The sequence below is a fragment of the Endozoicomonas sp. ALB091 genome, from assembly GCF_049310265.1.
In the GTDB taxonomy this organism is placed as follows: Bacteria; Pseudomonadota; Gammaproteobacteria; order Pseudomonadales; family Endozoicomonadaceae; genus Endozoicomonas.
The window spans coordinates 1,319,053-1,341,046 of sequence record NZ_JBLYNQ010000008.1; the positions used below are offsets into that span (position 1 = coordinate 1,319,053).

20 protein-coding genes and 1 riboswitch are annotated in these 21,994 nt (G+C 47.5%); of the genes, 11 read left to right on the forward strand and 9 right to left on the reverse strand.

From position 1 onward, the window contains the following. Positions 1–39 precede the first annotated feature (39 nt). On the forward strand, positions 40–1,347 hold the full coding sequence (locus tag ACO6UX_RS22100) for a hypothetical protein (protein WP_422450448.1): 1,308 nt from the start codon (positions 40–42) through the stop codon (positions 1,345–1,347). 409 nt (positions 1,348–1,756) lie between these two features. Here the strand turns inward: ACO6UX_RS22100 and ACO6UX_RS22105 are convergent, their stop codons facing one another. Continuing rightward, positions 1,757–1,975 (reverse strand): hypothetical protein, encoded by a 219-nt coding sequence (locus tag ACO6UX_RS22105; protein WP_422450449.1) that lies wholly within the window; start codon positions 1,973–1,975, stop codon positions 1,757–1,759. Positions 1,976–2,612: 637 nt separating this feature from the next. Here ACO6UX_RS22105 and ACO6UX_RS22110 point away from each other — a divergent pair. From ACO6UX_RS22110 to ACO6UX_RS22130, 5 genes are all read left to right on the forward strand, one after another. Then, a complete protein-coding gene (locus tag ACO6UX_RS22110) occupies positions 2,613–3,590 on the forward strand; it encodes a hypothetical protein (protein ID WP_422450450.1) in 978 nt (325 codons plus the stop codon). Then, positions 3,577–5,376: a hypothetical protein gene (locus ACO6UX_RS22115; RefSeq protein WP_422450451.1), complete on the forward strand. Its 1,800-nt coding sequence runs from the start codon at positions 3,577–3,579 to the stop codon at positions 5,374–5,376. Before ACO6UX_RS22110 ends, ACO6UX_RS22115 begins: the two co-directional genes overlap by 14 nt. Before the next feature lie 44 nt (positions 5,377–5,420). Beyond that, positions 5,421–6,323 carry a hypothetical protein gene (locus ACO6UX_RS22120; protein WP_422450452.1) on the forward strand — a complete coding sequence of 301 codons (903 nt, stop codon included), beginning with the start codon at positions 5,421–5,423 and terminating at the stop codon, positions 6,321–6,323. Between the two features lie 33 nt (positions 6,324–6,356). Further along, positions 6,357–7,301, forward strand: a complete 945-nt coding sequence (locus ACO6UX_RS22125) for a restriction endonuclease (protein ID WP_422450453.1) — start codon at positions 6,357–6,359, stop codon at positions 7,299–7,301. Positions 7,302–7,574: 273 nt separating this feature from the next. Next, positions 7,575–8,339, forward strand: coding sequence for an alpha/beta fold hydrolase (locus tag ACO6UX_RS22130; protein WP_422450454.1), 765 nt, complete (start codon positions 7,575–7,577; stop codon positions 8,337–8,339). An 81-nt stretch (positions 8,340–8,420) separates the two neighbouring features. On the opposite strand, the gene maiA is transcribed toward ACO6UX_RS22130, so the two are convergent. The 6 genes from maiA to ACO6UX_RS22160 all read right to left on the reverse strand — a co-directional run bounded on the left by maiA (position 8,421) and on the right by ACO6UX_RS22160 (position 14,007). Beyond that, on the reverse strand, positions 8,421–9,047 hold the full coding sequence (gene maiA / locus ACO6UX_RS22135; RefSeq protein WP_422450455.1) for a maleylacetoacetate isomerase: 627 nt from the start codon (positions 9,045–9,047) through the stop codon (positions 8,421–8,423). A gap of 5 nt (positions 9,048–9,052) precedes the next feature. Further along, positions 9,053–10,408: a fumarylacetoacetase gene (gene fahA / locus ACO6UX_RS22140; protein WP_422450456.1), complete on the reverse strand. Its 1,356-nt coding sequence runs from the start codon at positions 10,406–10,408 to the stop codon at positions 9,053–9,055. 52 nt (positions 10,409–10,460) lie between these two features. After that, the gene (hmgA, locus tag ACO6UX_RS22145) at positions 10,461–11,759 is read right to left on the reverse strand and encodes a homogentisate 1,2-dioxygenase (RefSeq protein WP_422450457.1); all 1,299 of its coding nucleotides are present in this window, start codon (positions 11,757–11,759) and stop codon (positions 10,461–10,463) included. Positions 11,760–12,141: 382 nt separating this feature from the next. After that, positions 12,142–12,366: a hypothetical protein gene (locus tag ACO6UX_RS22150; protein WP_422450458.1), complete on the reverse strand. Its 225-nt coding sequence runs from the start codon at positions 12,364–12,366 to the stop codon at positions 12,142–12,144. A gap of 363 nt (positions 12,367–12,729) precedes the next feature. After that, on the reverse strand, positions 12,730–13,518 hold the full coding sequence (gene cpdA / locus ACO6UX_RS22155) for a 3',5'-cyclic-AMP phosphodiesterase (protein WP_422450459.1): 789 nt from the start codon (positions 13,516–13,518) through the stop codon (positions 12,730–12,732). A gap of 24 nt (positions 13,519–13,542) precedes the next feature. Beyond that, positions 13,543–14,007, reverse strand: coding sequence for a DUF1249 domain-containing protein (locus tag ACO6UX_RS22160; protein ID WP_422450460.1), 465 nt, complete (start codon positions 14,005–14,007; stop codon positions 13,543–13,545). Positions 14,008–14,214: 207 nt separating this feature from the next. On the opposite strand from ACO6UX_RS22160, the gene ACO6UX_RS22165 reads away from it, so the two are divergent. Next, a complete protein-coding gene (locus ACO6UX_RS22165) occupies positions 14,215–15,603 on the forward strand; it encodes a TolC family outer membrane protein (RefSeq protein ID WP_422450461.1) in 1,389 nt (462 codons plus the stop codon). 116 nt (positions 15,604–15,719) lie between these two features. Continuing rightward, on the forward strand, positions 15,720–16,010 hold the full coding sequence (locus ACO6UX_RS22170) for a hypothetical protein (RefSeq protein WP_422450462.1): 291 nt from the start codon (positions 15,720–15,722) through the stop codon (positions 16,008–16,010). Between the two features lie 6 nt (positions 16,011–16,016). On the opposite strand, the gene waaA is transcribed toward ACO6UX_RS22170, so the two are convergent. Further along, positions 16,017–17,306 carry a lipid IV(A) 3-deoxy-D-manno-octulosonic acid transferase gene (gene waaA / locus ACO6UX_RS22175; protein ID WP_422450463.1) on the reverse strand — a complete coding sequence of 430 codons (1,290 nt, stop codon included), beginning with the start codon at positions 17,304–17,306 and terminating at the stop codon, positions 16,017–16,019. Between the two features lie 114 nt (positions 17,307–17,420). Then, the gene (locus ACO6UX_RS22180; protein ID WP_422450464.1) at positions 17,421–17,669 is read right to left on the reverse strand and encodes a hypothetical protein; all 249 of its coding nucleotides are present in this window, start codon (positions 17,667–17,669) and stop codon (positions 17,421–17,423) included. Between the two features lie 504 nt (positions 17,670–18,173). Here ACO6UX_RS22180 and ACO6UX_RS22185 point away from each other — a divergent pair. The 3 genes from ACO6UX_RS22185 (at position 18,174) to ACO6UX_RS22195 (ending at position 21,978) form a co-directional block, all read left to right on the forward strand. Beyond that, a complete protein-coding gene (locus ACO6UX_RS22185; RefSeq protein ID WP_422450465.1) occupies positions 18,174–19,664 on the forward strand; it encodes a cobyric acid synthase in 1,491 nt (496 codons plus the stop codon). Positions 19,665–19,723: 59 nt separating this feature from the next. Further along, complete coding sequence (locus ACO6UX_RS22190; protein WP_422450466.1) at positions 19,724–20,323, forward strand: cob(I)yrinic acid a,c-diamide adenosyltransferase; 600 nt, start codon at positions 19,724–19,726, stop codon at positions 20,321–20,323. A gap of 318 nt (positions 20,324–20,641) precedes the next feature. Continuing rightward, positions 20,642–20,829, forward strand: a riboswitch (cobalamin riboswitch). A 132-nt stretch (positions 20,830–20,961) separates the two neighbouring features. After that, positions 20,962–21,978, forward strand: coding sequence for a cobalamin-binding protein (locus ACO6UX_RS22195; protein ID WP_422450467.1), 1,017 nt, complete (start codon positions 20,962–20,964; stop codon positions 21,976–21,978). Positions 21,979–21,994 lie beyond the last annotated feature (16 nt).

Consider the following 21,994-nt stretch of genomic DNA (forward strand, 5'->3'; position numbering starts at 1 on the left):
CTACATCGAAATGTAAAAGTTATAAGAAAAGGAATTCTTATGAAATCGTTAGAAAGATACGAACTATCAAAGGATGGTGCGGAAACTATTGCAAACGACAAAGGGCTATTATTTGTTCACCCCAGGTATGGCAAGGTGGCTGACTTTTATCAGGATAACTTCCAGATAGTAGGAACCTATGTGGATACCCTCAGACAGCTATACCGTGGGCAGATGAACCCTGATTTTCTGGTGGATTGTGAGGAATCCATTGAGTTTGGAGAAAAGGTATTTCGGTTTATCGGTTATGACTGGCTATTGGGCAAAAGTGGCAAGGCTTCAGGTTATCAGTACCGGCTCCAGAATAATGACTTGGGGATTATTGTCTTCTTCAAAATGTTCCACTCCAAAGCGGAGTCCATAGGCTCACACCTGAAGATCGAATGTTCTCCCTGGTTTCTGGATAACCGGAAGCCAAAGGCTGTGGATAAATTTCTCGATAAAATCGCAAGAAAAATTCTGAACTGTGCAGAACCTCATTATCCTGCTATCCACCTTGCCGTGGATATCCAGGGCTGGAAACCGGACAGTGACTTTTCGGAGAGAATGCTCTGTCGATCCAGACGGGTATCTCAATACAACGGTATTGATAAGGCTGAGTTCAATTTCTCGGAAATCTCAGGCATCTATGACCGTTCACAGTCGTTTAAATTTGGTTCGGCGGGTGCGGTACAACTGGCGGTGTATAACAAAACCATACAGGCTAAAAGCATTGATAAGTTTGATTACATTGAACATAAATGGGAAGAAAGCACCAAACTCTCAGATGGGAATGTTGGCTACGATGCTCAGCATGACGTTTTCAGGGTGGAGCTTCGCTACCATCACTCAGTGATCCAGCAGTTTGCCCTGGGAACCTGCAACAAGGAAACTGGAGAGATTGGGGTCAATCTGAAAACATACTCTCAGATTATCAAGCATATCCAGGCTCTCTGGCAGTATGGGCTGACCTCTTTCAAATTGAAGTACAACAGTAACTACCTTGACCCCATCTGGACGGTGCTTCAGGAAGACATTGAATTTACCTTCCCTGAGTCGTCTTACGAGGAAAACCTTCACTATAAGCGATACTACAAAAAAGCGACTTCCTTCTCGGGCAAGAACTACCAGCTTTATATGGGCAACTTCCTCTCAGCTTGTGCCAGAAAAGCAACGCCATTCTGTAAGGTGCTCAAGGAGCTACAGCGCAGTATGATCTGGAGTGATATAGCCCTGCACTATGAGAAGAATCAAACGACAGAAAACCAGCTGATAGAAAAGCTCAAAAAGTCATACCAGGAAAGACTGTTGTTAGGCTATGGGATTTGATAGTTTGGTGGTTCTGGTCATAGATGGTAGTGGAAAATGGATACGCACAGGTATGTGAATTTAATCGAATATGCAATCAATAATAAGTCGTTTACCAAAAAAGAGGCTTGTGATGCCTCAGGTGTTGACTTAACGGAGTTCGATTACATATGTCGTGAGCTATTCATTTTAACGACCATACAGAATCAGAGTATCCACGATGCTGAGTGTCAACGATGGACTCTCTCTCCGCAGGCATATTTCAACTACCTCCAGTACTGTGAGTTTAAACACTCGGTTGGAAGTGCTGAGCAAGCCAAAAAGGTCTCATTTTGGGCAATAGGTATCTCTGCTGCCTTAGCATTGAGCAACATACTTATGACTTTATTAAGTGGTTAGGCTAGTGAAAGTGGGGCTGAGCCCCACTCGGTTATTTCTTGGTTGATCGAGGCTTGCCATCGTGCAACTTGAGAACTGAGTCGAGTATATCTTTGATGGCTACCAGTTCTTCCACTTCTGAGTTATAGCTCTCGCGGATCACCTTGGTGGTGTACTGAGACAGGTTCGCGATCTCTTGTCTCTTGGCTTCCAACTGATTTTTGGTCAGATGGATCAAGGTGCAAAGCATTGAGTTAGTGAGTGTTTCCATGATGTTTTACCTCTTTTGCTGAATGTAATTTGTCCAGGAACAGCAAGAGGGCGGGTCAAAAAAATGTTTTGTCCACAGGGCAATAGATTTTTTTGAGTAAGAACGATGGTGTTCAAAATTATGGAAATTCAGGAGGAGAGGTGAAGGTTATGGGTGGAAACAGAGCTAGCAAAGTTTGACCCTGTTAGTTTGACAGGAAGCATAAGTAGAAAGCGCAGTAACGGTATTAGATGTGAGTAACTATGCATGACTATAGAGTTTAGTAGGCGGCAAAGATGTGATCGTGATTCAGCATACAATAAACGTCAATATCATGATAAACGGAGAGATGGTACTATTTGGTCGATGAAAATACGCACCATGTGCCGCACGAAAGTATTTTACTATTCCTGAAAATGTAGGGATGGGCGGTAGCGTGATTTTTGAAAGATCACTTCAAACTTCAAGTGCGTACTGTGAAAAGTGGCTGAGATCTCTACAACAGCCCGAAGAAAGAACTGATACTACGGCTCTACTTTTCAATCTCAAAATACTTATGCACGTCTTTATATAACTCTAAACACTTTAATCTTTATCTTTATATAGAGCAAATCAGGTTAAAAATCTAACCCGTTAAAATCACACAGGAGAAATAGCTGTGTCTGAAACAGGCAATATTGAAGAGTTAGCGAAAAAAGTATCGAAAGATATATTCAAATGGTTTAAATGGGAGGCTTGTCCTTTAAAAGATATTGATTGGGACTGTGTTACAGAACATCACTGCAAAAAAACACATCCAGCCGACGTCGTATACTATTATGATGACCCGTACTCAGGAAAAAAGGTATACCTTAATACTGATTTGAAAAGTTACAAAAAGGGAAGTATTACAAATCAAAGTGTAAACAATGCATTAAAATCTCTTGCCATGTCAATTGAATGTGCAAATGTAAGTTCTGATTGGCAAAGTAAATTCCTCTTAGATGATGCTGACTATTCAAAAGTTATTGGCTTGCTTTTTATTTACAACCATGACAATGAGTTTGATAAAGACTCTCAAGAAATCATAAATGCTGTAGATTATAAAAAAGTGAATATGCCAGAATCAGTAATGTTATCAATTTTCGCTCCTGATACTATTAGAAGGTTATTAAATATAGTAACCGACATCAAAGGATTGATTGCAGAAGAATTATTCCCAAGGCATGAATATACTTTCTACTATCATGATCTTGTAATGTCTAGGCGATATGGTGATGAGTGGGATCAACCAGCAACACTTGAGGCACTTACAGCACCATGGCTAATCATTAAGCACAAAGATGCTGGTGAAATTGAAGAGGGTTATTTAATATACTACCACGGAGAGGGAGCAACAGTTGAAGAGTTTATTTATCTGATTGATGCACTATCACATTATCAAATGCTTTTAAGCAATATGCCTATCCGTATAAGGTTTACAGATGCATGCAGAAGTGCTCCAAATAATTTCCACAAAGCTAAGGGGGAATATTTGAAAATGTGGGGAGCCGATGAATCTCGCGAAAAACGTCTCAATACATTGAAAGCTGAGCGCATTGATAAAGTCGTATCGAATTACTGTCCAATGGAAATAGGTATGCGTGAAGATGGGTAAGAAAATAGGTCCTTCAATTTATATTCCAACTGACAAGAATATTTATGATGCTTTACAGCACAAAAAAGTAAAGCAGTCAGATTTAGTTGCCTTATTAAGAAGAAGAAATATTCTAGTTTCACCTTCGCTAGACAAACTTGAGCTGTCAATTATGATTTCAGGTCTCACTATTGACTATGAGGATTTTATATACATAACAAAGCTTTTAGAAAACCCCAACAGGAAAGAAAAAACCACACAATCATCAGTTAAGGCGCAAGTGTCTGACGATGAGATTAAAAAAGCGTGTAAGATGCTAATTGACGCAGACATAAGTGATGACACATTTAAAATTGTTAAAAGTGATAGCGATACTATATCATTGGTTGTAACGTATACTGATATTGATTTCACTAAAACTGAATTAAGACAAAGAGCAATCAAGAAGTGTGAGATTGAAATCCAAAGAGAAAATGGTGAACTCACCTTCAGAATGCCTTCTAACGAGAAGGCAAAGACAATAACAAGCAAACTAAAAGAAAATTTATCTCAAGTAAAAGGTGAAGAGCTGGAAGAAGAAACCATATCACTGGAGAATTTTATTGAAGCTGAAGCAAGAAGTTATTTCTTTGACCGATTAATAAACTTGGTGCCTGGGTATAGCTTCGAAAATGTATCAAGTGTTGATGTTTATCATTCAATTGATTCTTTAGATGATGATGAGGATGAACTAGATGAGGAACAAGCTGGTAGGTTTGCTGGTTACATAAGAAAAGCAGTTCTTGCAGGAAATGGGGTTCTTGAATCTGCAGAGTTCAATCAGTTGCATGCCCGAGGATTTTTCATATCAAAGATCGTATGGACATGCGATGAAAATGTAACGGGCGGTAATAGGGTTGAATTTGAAGCGCAATTTGGAACCCCTTCATCATGCACCGACTTTAAATACCTTGTGCGTGGTATATATAACTATAATGATCGTACTCAAGAGCATAATGTTACTAGAAGATCGGCATTGCCAAAAGAAATAAAAAAGTTAAATATTTTGCTTGAGCAAGCTGCAAAATTATCTTTTGAGGCTGTGGAAAAAAATATTGAGAGCAAATCCATGAAAAAGGTTAAATGGTTATACTACGAATTACCAATACCTATTTTGAAATTATCAGAATTACTGATTGCTAATCAGTATTCTGAATATTTAGGCGAAGGTTTTTTGCTTTCAAAATCAACAGGTAAAACCATTGCCGGCCGCTATATAGAAAAAAACATTTCTAAAACAATTATCCAAGATCCATTTGGTAATGAAGTAGAAAACCCTGTAACGACATATTACGTATGTAATTTTAGCCTAGACATAAACTCAAATTTGTTGTGCATTTACGATCCACCGAGGACTCTTAGGAGGTTCATATCTAAGCTTCATAGCATGGTGGGTTTAGGTCTTGTACTATCAGATATTACTGTTGATCCATTAGCTTTGATACTCGATCTAGAGAAAGAAGTTGGTAAAACGAAAATTACACATATTTCATCTTATGGAATTAGAGTCGAAAAGGCAGGCCTGGCAAAAATCAGCGTTTCGGGGAAAAAAGATATTAGAAGTGAGTTTGAATCTATTACACGATCAATTAAATTTAAAACCGAATCTGTTAGATTTCAATTTCAATACAACAACCATTCAGTCACGGGGTCTTTTTCTAAAACCGGGCTATTTCAATTAAACTCGCCATCTGTATCAGAACTTATATCGAAGTTTCAGAAGTCCATTGAGAAGCAAGTTCTGACTTTTGGGCTATCTCCTTCATAAAGAATAATCAATAACAATTTAAGCATCTAGAAAGGAAGATGTATATGTCATGTGAAATTAAGAAAATTTCTACTAGTGCTCTTGCCAAACAAAGAGGATTAGTGTCTAAGGATTTCTTTCAAATACTGTTGAGTGAGGAGTTAATTGAAAGAAAGGACGATGCTTGGCACCTAACTGAAGCTGGTCTTCAATATGGCGGAGAAAACAAGACCAGCCCAAAATATGGTAATTATATTGTCTGGCCTGAGAACCTTGAGCTACCAGGTTCTGATTCATCAACAGAACAGCAAAGCTCACCTGGTAAGTTGTTGACGGCAAGTGCTGTTGCAAAACAGGTCGAACTCAGTGCTCAACGGGTAAACGCTCTCTTTTCTGAGCTTGGCTGGATCAAAAAAGCATTAAAGGGCTGGGAGATCACTCCACAGGGCAAAGCGATTAATGGAGTCCAGAAAGAAGATTATCGTTCTGGTGTTCCCTATGTCAGCTGGCCTGAATCCATCCTGGAAAATAAAGCGTTTATGCTATCCCTCAAGGAAGTTAAAGGGGAGCATGATGACTCTTCAGAAGTAACCACCACTTCAGAGCAGGTCAGCTTTCGAGAGAAATTCCCAGCGACTTTAAGAACGGCTGATGGCCATATGGTGCGTTCAAAAGCAGAAATGTTGATCGACAACTGGCTCTACATGGCAGAAATTGTCCATGCTTATGAACGTAAATTACCCATAGAAGAGGATATGTATTGTGATTTCTATATCCCCACTGGTAAGGTCTACATCGAATACTGGGGCTATGAGAATGATGATAAATACATCGCTCGTAAGAAGCAGAAGATTGAGTTATACAACAAGTATGGGTTTCATCTGATCCAGCTCAATGACGACGATGTGAAAAATCTGGATGATGTTCTGCCCAGAATGCTGTTGAAGTATGGTGTCCAGACCTACTGATCAGCGTACCTTGTGCTGATGTAGAGGGGTATTGTGGCACGACGCAGAAGAAAGCCTTCCAGGGGCGATATTATTTTACCACTGTCTGGTATGTTGGTTATTGCTTTCTGGAAAGCGGGAGACCAGCTTATAGCCATCCTGGGAGCTGTGTTAACCAGCCTCCTTTGGGTGGCGGCAGTATTCGGTGGTTTGTTTCTCATCATCCGCTTTCTTCTGAAAAAGAAAAAGCAGTTACAACTTGAGGTCAGGTCAGAATCAGAGCATAAGGTAAAGGTTTCTGCTTCCTGGGCTCCCATTCCAAAAGATAACACCAGCACATCTATCTTCGACAAGGTTAAGCTCGATGAACTTTCTATAAAGTCAGAGCAACCTCCCGCCAGTAAGCCTCCTCAATTATCAGTTGTTACCCTCCGAGAAATGGAGTGGAAGCGGTTTGAACTACTTTGCCAGGGCTACTTTTCGGCTTGCGGCTATGGCTCTCGTCTTACAAACCATGGCGCTGATGGTGGTGTGGATATTATTCTCGGAAAAGCAAATGCAGAAGGTAGCCGCCAGAAAATTTATGTGCAGTGCAAAGCCTGGTCTAATCAGAAGGTTGGAGTAAAAGCAGTGCGTGAGCTGTTTGGGGTTATGGCTGCCGATGATGTACCTTTGGGAGTCTTCGTGACTTCCAGTAGTTTTACCACAGAAGCTGAGAGCTTCGCTTCTGGAAAAAAGCTGAAGCTTATTTCTGGAGCACAATTGATCTACGCGATTTCTAAACTCCCAAAAGAACAGCAGGAATCGTTAACCAGAATCGCTATTGCCGGTGATTATAAAACACCCACCTGTCCATCCTGCGATATAAAAATGGTTCTGCGTACCAGTAAGAAAGGCGCTAAAATCGGTTCGCAGTTTTGGGGCTGTAGTAACTTTCGACGTTGCAGGCAGAACCTTCAGGTAAAGCAAGAATCCAAGCCGAAGAAACGGTATTTCTGAGAAGCAGTGGATAGCTGCCAATTTGCGTGGGTACACAAACTATCCTCTGCTTCAAGGAATGCCAAGAAATTCTTTGAAAGAGCATGACTCCTGACGCTTTTAGCGTGGACAGGTGTCGAAAAAAACTGCCTACAACCATTAATAACCATCAATGGTTGAACGAAAGTGCATTTATAACCACTTGATAAATATATAACTTATTGAAAATAAAGGAGGTAATTTATACCTCCTGTTAATATGAAATATCCGGGCTATAAGAGAAGCAGTGAAAACATGAAATTGTACGCAAGGCAGCAGGGGCAGGGGGCTGATGTGATCAGTTTGCATGGTCTGTTTGGCTCTGGGGAAAACCTGGGGATGATCAACCGTGGTCTTGCTGAATCATTTCGTGTTCATGGGCTGGATCTGCGCAATCATGGGCGCTCACCCCATGATGAGGCTATGAATTATCCGGTCATGGCGGAAGATGTTCTGGCCTATATGGATGATAACCAGCTTGAGAAAGTGCATTTGTTGGGGCATTCCATGGGCGGTAAGGTGGCGATGACCATTGCCCTGATGGCACCGGAGCGCGTCACCAGGCTGGCTGTGATCGATATTGCGCCGGTCACTTATCAGGAAAGGCGACACGACAGTATTCTTGAAGGGTTGTCGTCCATGCCTTTGAACACGTTGAAAAGCCGTACTGAAGCAGACCGTTTTCTGGAAGCTTATGAACCAGAACAAGGTGTGCGTCAGTTTCTGCTGAAAAACCTCTACCGTGATGAGCAGGGGCTCTATCGCTGGCGGGTAAATCTGCCTGTGATTATGGCGCATTATATGGAAATTCTTGCAGGGCAGGAGTCTGATACGGGTTTTGCCAATAAAACCCTGTTTATCAAGGGTGGCGAGTCTGACTATATTTTGCCGGAACACCGTGAGCAGGTGCTGGCTCTCTTTCCATCAGCATCCATGCGGGTGATACCGGGAGCGGGTCACTGGGTTCATGCCCAGAAACCAGAGTTGGTGACGCGGACACTGTTGCGCTTTTTCGGATGACTATTTTTACAGACGCTGCCCGCTACCCGAAAAGCGGAACCTCCTGAGCTTTTGCAAGCAGCGGGTGGCGACAATAATCCCTTACACAGCGTCCGGCTGGTTTTCCGGTGCCGCATCAATAAAGGCAGGCTGCGTATTGCAGTGCTGGTAGATTTTATGGATTTTTGGGAAGTCTGACATATTCATCTTAAAGCGCAGGGCATTAAACACTTGTGGTACAAGGCAGATGTCGGCTATGGAGGGCTGTGCCGAGCAGCAGAAGGGCTGGTCATCCAGCTGTGCTTCCAGTGCGGTAAAGCCTGAATGAATCCAGTGCTGATACCACTGTGTTTTGGCATCGTCACTCACGGCCAGTTCCTGCTGCAGGTATTTCAGTATTCTGAGGTTATTGATCGGGTGGATGTCGCAGCTGATCTGGTAAGCCAGGCTACGAAGCTGGGCTTTTTGCCAGGGATCTCCGGGGATAATGGAGCGTTCCGGGAATGACTCTTCCAACCACTCAATAATGGCCAGTGACTGGGTGAGCATTCCTTTGTCGGTGGTGAATGTGGGTACCAGTCTCTGGGGGTTGATCTGTTGATACTCCTCCGAGTTCTGCTCGCCTTTCAGAAGATTGATGGGCGATTGTTGATAATCAAGCGCTTTCAGGTTCAGGGCAATTCTTACCCGATAGGCAGCCGAGGAGCGGAAGTAGCTGTAGAGTTTCATGGTGTTTATTCTCCAGTCCCGGCAGGCAGAACCTCTTGAGCCGGTAAAATCGTCGCCTGCACTTCACCGAAGCCGATACGGGCATGTCCGGCTTTTTCACACCAGCCGTTGAAAATAACGGTGTCGCCATCTTCGAGGAATGTTCTGGTTTCACCGTTGGGCAGAGGCAGAGGTTGTTTACCACCATGGGACAGCTCCAGCAGGGAACCCGCTTCTTCCGGGTTGGGTCCTGACTGAGTGCCGCTGCCAAACAGATCACCCGGCCGAAGGTTGCAGCCATTTACGGTATGGTGTGCCACCATCTGGTTGATGGTCCAGTAGGAATGACGGAAGCTGGATTGGGACAGTTTCGCAGGTGAATCTCCTGCCTGTTCCATCTGTCTGCTCAGCAGATGAGCAGAGAGCTGAATATCAATGGAGCCCTGCTGGCGGTTTTTCCGAGAGTCAAGGTAAGGCAGTGGCTGGGGATCACTGGCAGGGCGTTCAAAGCTGGTCAGGTAAGGCACCAGCGCTTCCAGGGTGACAATCCAGGGGGACACGGTGGAAGCAAAACTCTTGGATAAAAATGGCCCCAGTGGCTGGTATTCCCAAGCCTGAATATCCCGGGCGGACCAGTCATTAAACAGACAGAGACCAAATACGTGTTGATCAGCCTGATCCAGCGTGATCGGTTCTCCCGGGGCATTGCCGGGGCCAATGAAGATCCCCATTTCCAGTTCATAATCCAGCCGTTTACAGGGACCAAAAGAGGGAGTGTCAGCATCCGGCGCTTTGGTCTGGCCGCAAGGGCGGTGAAAATTCTGGCCTGATACATCAATAGACGATGCACGGCCGTGGTAGCCAATGGGCACCCATTTGTAGTTGGGCAGCAATGGGTTATCGGGTCTGAACAGTGAACCTACGCTGGTGGCATGGTGGATGGAGGTATAAAAGTCGGTGTAATCACCAATCTGGCAGGGCAGGCGATATTCCACATCGTCCATGGCAACCAGACAGCCCGAGAGTTCAGCTTCTTCCGTGGCTCCGGCGCGCAGGGCTTTGGATAACGCCGATCTCAGGGATGACCAGTGCTCAAGACCAAGCCCCATAAATCGGTTGAGGGTTTCATCACCGCACGTTGCCAGGGCCTCACTGGACAGTCCTGATGCACCTTTCTGTGAAAAAGCTGAGGTGTGGGAAACGGCGGCAAGATCCAGAACCTGGTTGCCAATGGCGACACCTGCCCGAAAAGATTCACCACTGCCTTTACGTCGGAAGATGGCAAAGGGCAGGTTTTGAATGGGGAAATCACTGTTTTTGTTATTGGCTGATGTAACCCAGCTGGTCAGGTTGACATCGTGTGTTTCATTGAGTGCTAGCATGATGGGCTTTCAGTCTCCGGCGTATGTGAGAAAAACGGCAAGTTATTTATTCTTATCGGTTAAAGTGCTTCTTGAGCCCTTTCCAGCAATCAATATAGTCGGTTTGGCGGGCATTACTTTCCAGCGCAAACCGGGTTGGCGCATAGATAAAGCGGGACTCAAACATAAAGGCCATGGTGTCTTTGTAGCGCACGGGCTTCAGCTCTGCGGCACTGGCTTTGTCAAACACTTCAGCCTCGGGCCCGTGGGGGCTCATGCAGTTATGGAGGCTGGCTCCGCCGGGCACAAATCCTTGTTCCTTGGCGTCATAAGTGCCGTGAATCAGCCCCATAAATTCACTCATGACATTGCGGTGATACCACGGGGGGCGGAAGGTGTTTTCAGCCACCATCCAGCGGGGCGGGAAGATAACAAAGTCCACATTGGCGACCCCGGGGGTGTCACTCTGTGAGGTTAATACGGTGAAGATGGAGGGGTCTGGGTGGTCGAAGCTGACGGTGTTGATCACATTGAAGCGGGACAGGTCGTATTTATAGGGGGCAGAAGTACCCACCCAGGCGACCACATCCAGGGGAGAGTGATCCAGGGTGCAGCTGAACAGGTTTCCGGCAAACTTGGCCACCAGTTCAAACTCACCGTCGATATCTTCAAAGCAGGCCACCGGATAATGGAAGTCCCGATCATTGGCATAACCATTGGCTCCTACCGGCCCACGTTCGGGAAGAGTCAATGGTGCACCGTAGTTTTCGCAGATATAGCCTCTGGCTGTGCCTTCCGGAAGTTGAATCTGAAACTTGATGCCCCGGGGGATAACCAGAATCTCGCCGGGAGGCACATGCAGGTGGCCCAGCTCGGTACGTGCCAGGATGGCTCCCTGTTGAGGGACGAACAGCAGCTCACCATCGGCGTTGTAAAAGAAGCGGTCGGTCATATCCCGGTTGGCCAGATACATGTGCACAGCAGAGCCGGTCTGAGTGTGGAGGTCGCCATTGGCCGCCATGGTGACCAGGCCATCAACAAAATCGGTTTCTTCTGTCGGGAGGTCAAGAGCGTCCCAGCGCATCGGGTCCGGGGACGTTGGCACCTCAGTAACCGGGCCAGAGCGAAGCAGGTTTGATGCTATTGGCTGGAACTTGCCCTGGGCTGCTGACGGGCGAATCCGGTACATCCAGGTCCTTCTGTTTTGATGTCTTGGTGCGGTGAATGCGGTTGTGGAGAACTGCTCTGCATAGAGCCCCATGGGCGCACGTTGCGGATTGAATTGCCCGATGGGTAGGGCTCCTTTCAGGGCTTCGGTTTCATGTTCGTTACCAAAGCCATGGAGGTATTGGAGTTCGGAAGGTGTTGTCATTCGTCATTGCCCCATAATCGTACAGTCGATTTCTGATCAGTACAGAACATTTATGGCAACTAGTGCATGGTTTCAATGAGTTTGACGTGTACAATCTCCGTTCACCCTGAGCGTCCTTCGGCTCCGCTCAGGATGCACGGACGAAGGGTGCTTGGCACGATCTATCAGAGTCCGGAGTTTCCGTCCTTCGACAGGCTCAGGACGAACGGAGTGCGGAGGCACGACAACCCATCAAACTCATTGAAACCATGTACTGGCTCAGAAAAGCGTTACTACTGATGCTATTGAAGTTATGCCTTATTTATGAACCATTTCTATCGGCGATGCCATAAATAAAAAATGCCACATTCAATAAGTGGCATTTTTGGGCTGGTGATATGATTCAGAGGCGGGGTTTATAGCTGGGCTGGTTGACGTCATCAAAATCATCAAGCTCTTGAAAACTTTCTGAAATACTGTTTTTCAATTTGCTTTTCTCAAAGTAGTCTTCAATGCCCTTTCTTATGGTTGATGATTTAAGCCCCTTGTGCCTTGCTTTGCGTGCTTTAGCCTTTTTGTGTTCGTGATTGCTGTTCCACAAAGCATCGTCCCACTCATCCTGATGCATGGACTTTATCCTGGTCATAACTACATCCTTATGTTTACTGCTCCTAACAATAAATTTAGATAAAGGATGCGGACCTATTTAATAAAAAATGGTTATATGATTCTAATCGATTAATTCTGAAATATCCGGGCTAGGAGCCTGTCCGAGAATAGCGCCCGTAGCGAGGATGGCAGAAAATTGAGGATAAAAATTTCGTTTTGTGAGGTGAATAGCGGGGCTATTTGCCGAACAAAACGGAATTTTTAGACCAATTTGCTGCCACCGCAGTAGGGCAGTCTATTCTCGGACAGGCTCCTAGTACTGCTGACAGTGGCAGTGCTTCAGTATTCAGCGGAAAATTGACCATCGATTGTTGATGGTCTGTCAGTAACCGTTTGATCTCAGGTCAACGTTCATTGGTTTATCACCCACTCTTACAACGATGCTTTCTATCTGACCGTCTGGCAACAGATCAACCACACGAAAGCCCGGCTGCCTGGTATCCGCCTGAAAATCATCTGACTCAGGCGCAAACTGAACACAGGTCGAAGGGCTTGCCATAACGGGAAGATCGCAGAATTGATAGGTTCTGGCCTGGTGCACATGGCCGTGAATGATGCCCCGGACCGTGTTGTGACCAGTGATGACCCTGGCCAGCTCCTCCGGGTTTTGCAGCATGATCTGATCCATCCACCGGCTATTGATGGGAGCCGGGTGATGATGAAGAGCCAGAAGCGTATGTTTGTCCGGCTCCTGCTGCAAACAGGTAGCCAGCTGTTCCAGCTCAGTTTCCCTGAGATAGCCGTGTGTTTTGCCTTCGACCTGAGTGTTCAGCAGGACTATTTGCCAGTTACCCAGAATAATCTGCTTTTGCAGCGCCGATGGGTTTATCGCCGCCATAAGATGGGGCTGATCATGATTGCCCGGCAACCAGTAGCTGGGCGCATTGATTTTTAACAGTTTTTCTTTCAGGTGATGATAGGAGGCGGCACTGTCATCCTGGCTCAGGTCTCCGGTGACCAGAAGGCAATCAGGTTCCCGGTAGTCTTTCTGTATTTTTGCCAGCACCTCATCCAGGGTCGCCGAGGTATTCACTCCCATCAGTGTCGAGCCGGAATCAGCAAAGAGGTGAGGGTCGGTAATCTGCAGGACTCGAATTCTGGCGGTATTCATCGGTTGTTTGTATCAGTGTCTTCGTTATCCTGTCTTTTCTGTATAAGTTCGACAGGCAGGTAAAGCGTAATCAAGCCATTGAGCCAGAAACTGATTATGCTGCTCTTTTTCATCAGGCTGATGCATTTTACTATTGGGATAATCGTACCGTGGCTGTATTATCTGGCTGGTTTTTCGGGAGACAATTTCGGCCATCTTAACGTCGTGATAAAGGCGCACTTCGGCTTTTGGCATATTGAATAATTGTCCCCAGTCAGCTTCCATCTGCAACATTAACAAAGTGGTAAATGGTGACCGTTCCAAAACGTCAATGACCAGCCATTCCACGCCGCTTGCCAAACTGTTTTTGTGCTTAACCGGCAGGCGAAAATGCTCCTGATCTGATAACTCAGGCAGCAGACGCATAAGACGCAGGTAGTTACTTTCACAAACCTGTTGCAGGCGGATCAGGTTGACACGGTAGTTGGGTTTCAGCGAATGTCTTTTCATAGCACCTATTATAGCGTCCTCCTGCCTTCACCCTGAAGAAGCAATATCCATAGAGGAATTCGTCATACTACTGCATTTTTTGTGCAAATTAGTGTAGATTTCCTCGATCTGAGTTTGCTACAGCGATTTTATCCCCAACCAGGAACCAGTCAGGCTACCGTTAACCGGTGAAGAATGACTGGCGAACTTTCCAAGGATCACAAGATTATGTCACGAAATAGTCGTAGAGGATTTCTGCTTGCCGCCCTGGCGGGTGCAGTATTAAACGTGCAGGCTGCACCAACTCAGTACAATCTGCTCGATGTATACAATATGGCGCTGAAGAATGATGCCCAGCTGGCGGCGGCCGAGGCCTCCATGAAAGCGGTTCAGGAGACGGTTAACCAGGGCCGTTCTGCATTGCTGCCCACCCTGGGGCTGTCTGCTAAAACGCAATATAACAAGACATCTTCTGAGTTGACGAATGGTTCAGATACTGATGAAAACTATAACTCTCATGGGTGGGGCGCGACATTAACTCAACCACTGTTCAATATGAACAGCTGGTTCAATTATGAGCAGGCCAAGTCTGTCGGGGATCAGGCCACTGCCGTATTTGCCAATGCCCGGCAACAATTGATCCTGCGTGTGGCAGAGTCCTATTTCAATGTGCTCCGGTCGGAAGACAGCCTGATGACCGCGAAAGCCCAGGAAAGAGCATTAAAGCAGCAACTGGATCAGGCTCGTGAACGTTACAATGTGGGGCTGATTGCAGAAACAGACGTGCTGGTGGCCCGTGCAGCTTATGACAATGCCCGCGTAGCCCGCATTCAGGCTGAGAACCAAGTCTCTGTAAGCTACGAAGGGCTGCGGACCATTGTAAACCAGGATGTTACCGATATTGCCCAGCTGGAGAAGGCAATGCCAGTGGTTGCGCCAATGCCAAAAAATCCTGAAGAGTGGGTAAGCATGGCACTGGCCAATAACCTGGGGTTGAAAGCGGCCCGGGAAGGGTTAACGGCTTCTGAGTCCAAAGTAAAAGCCAGCAAGTCTGGTCATGCTCCAACAGTTAATGCGTTTGCCAGCTATAACTACAGCTCCAACAATTCCAGTCAGGCCTCTGGAAACGGTACTCTTTCTGGCGATCGTACTGACACCATTGTTGGCGTTCAGTTCGATCTACCGATCTTCGCTGGTGGCGCTACCAGCTCTGCTGCCCGTCAGGCAGGCTATCAACTGGAAGAAGCCCAGAAAAATTACGATCAGCAGCTCAGGGGTACCAATGCCAATACCCGTAACCTGCTGAGAACCGCTACCTCCGATGTGGACCGGGTTCATGCCAGCTGTCAGGTGATTATCTCGTCAGAAAGTGCCCTGAAAGCGACTCAGAGTGGTTATGAAGTGGGTACTCGCAACATCACTGATGTTCTGGACGCTCAGCAGCAACTCTACTCTTCCATCAGTAACTATCTGAACACCCGTTATGACTTTATCGTCAATACACTGAAGCTCAAACAGGCTGTGGGAACTCTCAGCCCGACCGATCTCGAAGAGTTGAACCAGTGGATGACGGATGCCAGTGACGAGCTGTCTGTTCCGGATCAGTGCGGTGGTTAATTACTGATCATCATGGCGTTTCCGTAAAAATGGCTCGTAAGTGGAGCCATTTTTATTTGGAGTCAAATAGCCGCAGATACTGAATCCACTCTTCTATAATGAGTAGATACCCGGCTATGGACGATAATGTCATGGATGAGCATATCAGGAACTGCGAAACCCGTATGAAATCTTATGTGGATGAAGGGTGTTCTCTGGCAGAGGCCTTTCTGAAGACCTTTGCCTATGAAGACCTGGAAGAACAGCAAAGGGTTATGAATCGGATTCTTGGCAAATTGTCCATCCAGGGGCTGCAATCCGGTAACGATTACTATTTTGTAGACGGCAGTCGTTTGAATATTGATCCTGCGGTGGATTCAATGCTGGCCACCAAATCTTCCAGCACCAACTTACGCCCCGGACTGTAACAATGTTTACTTGCCGGACGGCATAAGCTGATCAACCAGCATCAATGTCTTTTGCAGTGCTCCCCGGTTGTTACGGACAAACTCTCCGGCATGATGGCTCATGCTTTTATACTCCTCTTTATCCTGCACCAGGCTGATGGCGCTCCGGGCGAGCGCTTCGCTATCGTTAACAATGCTCAAACCTCCCGCCTGAATCAGAGATTCGCTGATCTCTTCAAAATTAAACACATGAGGCCCGGACAACACCGGCAGGTTTAATGCCGCCGGTTCCAGCAGATTATGTCCGCCCGTTGGTACCAGACTGCCACCCACAAAGGCTATATCAGAGGCGGAGAACAGCTTCATCATTTCGCCCATGGTGTCCCCGAGAATAACCCTGGTCTTATCAGAAGGCTGGGTTCCCTGGCTATGGCGGACCACAGGGAGCTGGTTGTCCAGGATCAGCTGGTGGACACGGTCAAACCGCTCAGGGTGCCTGGGCACCAACAGTAGTCGTACTTCCGGTGATGCTGCCAGAATGATTTTAAACGCATCAAGTACCTGCTGATCCTCGCCGTCATGGGTACTGGCGGCCACCAGAATACGAATGTCACTGCCCATACCCTGCTGCCACTTCTGCCGAAGTGCCTGACCTGAGGTTATGATTTCCTGAGCAACATCCAGATCAAACTTGATACTGCCGGTAACGTTGAGCTGTTGCCCGGGCAGGCCAAGCTCCAGGAATCGACGACCCGTCTCCTGGTTCTGGGCAGCAACCATATTGATCTGTTTGAGCATGGGACGGGTGAGAAAGCCGAAGCGTGCATACCCTCTTGCCGAGCGTTCGGAGAGTCGGGCATTGGTCACCAGTACGGGAATCGAACGTTTGTGGCAGGCGGCAATGGTGTTGGGCCATAGCTCGGTATCAATGACGATGGCCATGACTGGCTTTACCTTGTCCAGAAATCGCCTGACAGCACAGGGAAGGTCATAGCAGGCATAGACATGGTCCACGCTGTCGCCATGAATTTTGCCAACCTGGGCCGAGCCAGTGGGGGTCATGGTGGTAATTAACACTCGATGGGTTGGGTAATTCTTCTGTAATTGCTTTACCAACGGGCCGCTGGCAATGGTTTCTCCCATGGATACCGAGTGTACCCAGATAATGGGTTTATCGGAGGCGGGAAGACTGAAGAAGCCAAATCGTTCTCTCTTTCTCTGCCAGTACTCTGGTGCTTTTTTTGAACGCAAGTAGAGGCGGACCATTGCCAGGGGGGATATCAGATATAACAGCAGAGAATAAAAAATACGACTCATAAGAAACCACAGGTTGAAAATTTTTTGGGGCTGAATATTAACAAAATTCCTGCCAGCCTTCCTGAGAGTTGGGAGAAGAAACGGACGGGAAACCGGGTAAAGACAGCATTTAAGTCATGACGCATGCTCGGAGGATATATGTCCTGTCAATTCAAATGCCCATTCTTCTCTCATTCTTTGGGCACTTTGAAGATCCCATGACTTTTTACCCTTAATATCACTGAGATCAATTCTGGAGGTATCAATTCCCTCGACAGATTTACCTTTGGAAAGATCATACAGCTGTTTAATATCCAGAATGTACGCTTTCATTGCCAGGGAGTAGGCTTTCTGATCAGAATCATAAGATGGAATAGTTATCATGGTTTTTTTCACCGGAGACCATATCTGAATGAAGTTGGAGTTAATGTCATTTGTTGCGGTTGTTTCGTTGCCAGATTTATTTCCCGGTGGGCTATCGGGACTCATCCGGGTTTGGACGAGACTGTTTCGGGTCACCGCTCTATTAAACACCGACGAAAAACAACCGCTGTGCCGTCTGGTATCTGCTTCAGGCCTTTCTGTATTAGGCAGTAACATGGAAAGAGTGCGGGACACTCTCCCTCGGAAGTTGCCGGACCTGCCTGGCGGAACCTGATCTTTTTCAGTGCTGACTGGTTCAGAATCTATGGCAGAACCTGTACATTGTTGTGGAGCTGACAATTTGGCCGCTGCACTGGTCTCCATAGAATCGTTAACCCGGGGTTGCGTCAGGTACGCTCGATTAGACTCTTTATTCTATTAAAAGTTCTTCTATTAAATATTTTTTACCCTTGAGTTTTTCTGCCCTTATAATCCATGCCTTTCTGACAGGCTGGAATTCCCGCTATGGGCAGCAACCCAATACACACTTTGATGGTACAGGGTACAACCAGTGACGCTGGGAAAAGTGCCCTGGTCGCAGGACTTTGCCGGGTATTCCGGCGTCATGGTATTTTGGTAGCACCTTTCAAGCCCCAGAATATGGCACTGAACAGCGCTGTCACCGGGGATGGTGGTGAGATTGGCCGGGCCCAGGCGCTTCAGGCGGCTGCGGCAGGGCTTGAACCTCATACGGACATGAACCCGGTCTTGCTGAAACCAAACAGTGATATCGGTGCCCAGGTGATCGTTAATGGAAAAGCCGTGGGGGAAATGAATGCGGCTGAGTATCATGCCTGTAAACCGGAAGTCATGGCCGCCATTTTGCGTTCCTGGCACCGTTTGCAGAGCCAATATCAAACCGTGCTGGTGGAGGGAGCCGGTAGCCCGGCAGAGATTAATCTGCGCGAAGGCGATGTCGCCAATATGGGCTTTGCGGAACAAGCGGACTGTCCGGTGATTATCATTGCGGATATCGATAAGGGCGGGGTTTTCGCCCATCTGTACGGTACCCTGGCGCTGCTCTCGGAGTCCGAACAGGCGCGGGTAAAAGGGTTTGTGATCAACCGTTTCCGGGGTGACGTAAAACTGCTTGAGCCCGGACTCCGTTGGCTTGAAGAGAAGACCGGCAAACCAGTACTGGGCGTTTTGCCTTACCTTCATGGGTTACATCTGGAGGCAGAAGATGCGGTGATTGCCCAGCAACAGCTTGCAGACCGGAAAACCCTGTTGAAGGTAGCTGTGCCGATTCTGACCCGCACCAGCAATCACACCGACTTCGACCCTCTGCGCCTGCACCCTGAAGTGGATATTCACTTTGTTGGAAAAGGGCAGTCCATTCCGGCGTGTGATCTGGTCATTATTCCGGGGACCAAAAATACCCGAACCGATCTTGCGTTTCTCAAAGACAACGGCTGGGATCAGGATATCCTCAGGCACCTGCGCTACGGTGGCAAATTGATGGGGATCTGTGGCGGTTACCAGATGCTCGGTAAGGCAGTGTATGATCCGGAAGGCATTGAAGGTGCCGCCGGCAGCTCACAAGCGTTGGGTCTTCTGGATCTGGAAACCACCATGGTTCGTCAGAAGACACTCACCCGGGTCAGTGGCACTATGCAGTTGCCGGGCCAGGAACCTGTGCCCGTCACCGGCTATGAAATTCATGCCGGGGTGACCACCGGCACGGCCCTGGAAAAACCGTTAATCCAGCTGGATCAGAAGGTGGATGGGGTGATGTCTGACGATGGTCAGATATTTGCCACCTATCTCCATGGCGTGTTTGAACAGCCCGATGCCTGCACCGCCATTTTGACCTGGGCCGGTTTGCAGGAAGCTTCAAGGATTGATTATCACCTGTTGCGGGAAGAGGGCATTAACCGAATGGCGGATGCTATCGAAGAGCATCTTGATATGAGTAAAATCTTTGCACTGTGTGAGGCTGAACCACAAAGCCACTGAGTGCAGAAAAACACTAACAATGCTTTGTGGTGCAAAAATTGACTGGAAGAACCTGAGCTATGACTGAAAAAAAAGGCTACCGGCTAACCCGTATCTACACTCGAACTGGCGACCAGGGCATGACCCGCATTGGCGATGGCCAGCAGCTGCCAAAGTCACACCCCCGGCTCCACGCCATTGGTTCCGTGGATGAAGCCAACAGCTGGCTTGGCCTGTTGATCCACTCCCTGAAGCAGGGCAATGAAGTCACTGAAAACCAGTTGCAACAGATTCAGGATATCCAGCACCGGATGTTTGATGTGGGGGGTGAGCTGGCCATGCCGGGCTATCAGCTGATTCAGGAAGCCCATACCAGGGCGATTGAGGCTCTGATTGACGAACTCAATGAACCATTGCCGCCTCTGACAAACTTCACCCTGCCCGGTGGTGGTCAGTCTGCCTGCCATTGCCATATGGCCCGAACCGTATCCCGCCGGGCGGAGCGGCATATTATCGAGTTAAACGAAGCGCTTCAGGAAAGTGGTGAAAAGATCAACGAACCATTACTGAAATTTGTGAATCGTTTGTCCGATCTTATGTACGTCCTTGGCCGTCATTGTGCCCGACAGGATGAGGGGGAGGTCCTCTGGCAGGCATCCGAGAAAAGCAAAACAGGCTGATGGTAAACGGTTTCGATGTATTTGATGGGTTTCTTCTATCAATGATGCCCAAATTTCGTTCGTCCTGATCGCCCTTCGGCTCGGCTCAGGATGCACGGAAGAAGGGCGTAAACACCATACCCTGAATAAAGACTGTGCCAATCACCCTTCGACTTCGCTCAGGGTGAACGGAGATTGTACACATCAAACTCATCGAAATGATGTACCAGTAGCAAGATAAACGGCAAAAAATCCACAAACCCCTAGTGATTTAAGTCAACGGTTTGGGTAATATTGCGCAACTTTGTAAGGGGTTCGTCAGTGATTGGTATGAATCACGACACTTTTGACCGCGCATGTCGGCTATTGCTGAACCGGTCAAAAGAGGGAACGGGGTGAAAAACCCCGACTGTACCCGCAACTGTAATGGAAGAGTTCTCCGCGATTTATGCCACTGGTTCAACCGGGAAGGCTGCCGGGAACGATGATGCCAGAGTCAGGAGACCTGCCTTTGCAAAGCCCAAGAAGTCTGTACATGCAGGCGCAAACCGGGCGGGTAACCTGGCGGCTGGGAACACATCTCCTTTACACTGGGCTTTTTTGATAAGCCCGGTGACCGCTTGTGCCGCCCTGAGTATTGATTGTGACTCAGGGAGATCATGAAAACACCTTTAGCACCCTGCAAGACACTGAAGAACAGGCTGCCCCGGTTAATGCTGGTGCTGGCGATGGTATTGGCCAATGCCGTTGCGTTGGCTTGCAGTATTGCCCGGGCCAGCGAGTCTGACAGTCAGTATTGTGTGACCGATATGAGCGACCGCGCTGTCTGTCTGGATACCCGTTCGCCCAGAATCATCAGTCTGTCTCCGGGTTCTACTGAATTGTTATTTGCTGCCGGTGCCGGTGATCGTGTTATTGCGGTTGATCAGCACAGCGACTTCCCTGAAGCGGTCAAACAGCTGCCCAATGTGGGTGGCTACCCCAATGTGAGTGTGGAAGCCATTGTGGCCATGAAGCCCGATCTGGTGGTGGTCTGGACTGCCGGTAATTCCCAAAAGGTGATTGAGCAGCTGGAGTCCCTGGGCATCAGCACCTTTCATATCGATGTGGTGGATTTTACCGGCATTAAGCAGGCCCTCCGAAGTCTCGGGCAGGTGGCCGGGACCGAAAAAACAGCCGAACAGGTTGTTGGTGACTTTACCGCGCGTTTGCACACACTGCAGAGTCAGTATGCCCGGCGTGAGCCGGTATCGGTGTTCTTTGAAATCTGGCGATCCCCACTGATGACGGTGGGTAATGGCCTGGTGATTGATGATGTTATTTCGTTGTGTGGTGGCCGGAATATCTATGGTGATGTCTCCGAAAGTATTCCCAAAATCGGTATCGAATCCCTGATTACCCGTGATCCACAGGTCATTATTGGTTCTGATCCGCAAGGCGATACCCCAAAAACCCGCAAAGAGTTGCTGGGCTACTGGAGCCAGTGGCAAAACCTGCAGGCGGTGCAGCAGCAACAACTGTTTTCGGTACCCAGTGACCTGATTGCCAGACCAACGCCCAGGATTCTGGACGGGGCAGAGATGATCTGCCATCAGTTACAAGCGGTGCGCTCAAAGGCAAGCCACACAGAGCGTGTGGCTGCCCAGATACCAATTCATCAAGAGAGTCCGCTCTGAAAAGGCAGAGTTCTGT

Bases quoted from the DNA above. Each gene is read 5' to 3' on its own strand.
- ACO6UX_RS22100 (WP_422450448.1), top strand. From the start codon at position 40: ATGAAATCGTTAGAAAGATACGAACTATCAAAGGATGGTGCGGAAACT.
- ACO6UX_RS22105 (WP_422450449.1), bottom strand. From the start codon at position 1,975: ATGGAAACACTCACTAACTCAATGCTTTGCACCTTGATCCATCTGACC.
- ACO6UX_RS22120 (WP_422450452.1), top strand. From the start codon at position 5,421: ATGTCATGTGAAATTAAGAAAATTTCTACTAGTGCTCTTGCCAAACAA.
- ACO6UX_RS22130 (WP_422450454.1), top strand. From the start codon at position 7,575: ATGAAATTGTACGCAAGGCAGCAGGGGCAGGGGGCTGATGTGATCAGT.
- maiA (WP_422450455.1), bottom strand. From the start codon at position 9,047: ATGAAACTCTACAGCTACTTCCGCTCCTCGGCTGCCTATCGGGTAAGA.
- fahA (WP_422450456.1), bottom strand. From the start codon at position 10,408: ATGCTAGCACTCAATGAAACACACGATGTCAACCTGACCAGCTGGGTT.
- hmgA (WP_422450457.1), bottom strand. From the start codon at position 11,759: ATGACAACACCTTCCGAACTCCAATACCTCCATGGCTTTGGTAACGAA.
- ACO6UX_RS22150 (WP_422450458.1), bottom strand. From the start codon at position 12,366: ATGCATCAGGATGAGTGGGACGATGCTTTGTGGAACAGCAATCACGAA.
- cpdA (WP_422450459.1), bottom strand. From the start codon at position 13,518: ATGAATACCGCCAGAATTCGAGTCCTGCAGATTACCGACCCTCACCTC.
- ACO6UX_RS22160 (WP_422450460.1), bottom strand. From the start codon at position 14,007: ATGAAAAGACATTCGCTGAAACCCAACTACCGTGTCAACCTGATCCGC.
- ACO6UX_RS22165 (WP_422450461.1), top strand. From the start codon at position 14,215: ATGTCACGAAATAGTCGTAGAGGATTTCTGCTTGCCGCCCTGGCGGGT.
- ACO6UX_RS22170 (WP_422450462.1), top strand. From the start codon at position 15,720: ATGGACGATAATGTCATGGATGAGCATATCAGGAACTGCGAAACCCGT.
- waaA (WP_422450463.1), bottom strand. From the start codon at position 17,306: ATGAGTCGTATTTTTTATTCTCTGCTGTTATATCTGATATCCCCCCTG.
- ACO6UX_RS22180 (WP_422450464.1), bottom strand. From the start codon at position 17,669: ATGATAACTATTCCATCTTATGATTCTGATCAGAAAGCCTACTCCCTG.
- ACO6UX_RS22185 (WP_422450465.1), top strand. From the start codon at position 18,174: ATGGGCAGCAACCCAATACACACTTTGATGGTACAGGGTACAACCAGT.
- ACO6UX_RS22190 (WP_422450466.1), top strand. From the start codon at position 19,724: ATGACTGAAAAAAAAGGCTACCGGCTAACCCGTATCTACACTCGAACT.
- ACO6UX_RS22195 (WP_422450467.1), top strand. From the start codon at position 20,962: ATGAAAACACCTTTAGCACCCTGCAAGACACTGAAGAACAGGCTGCCC.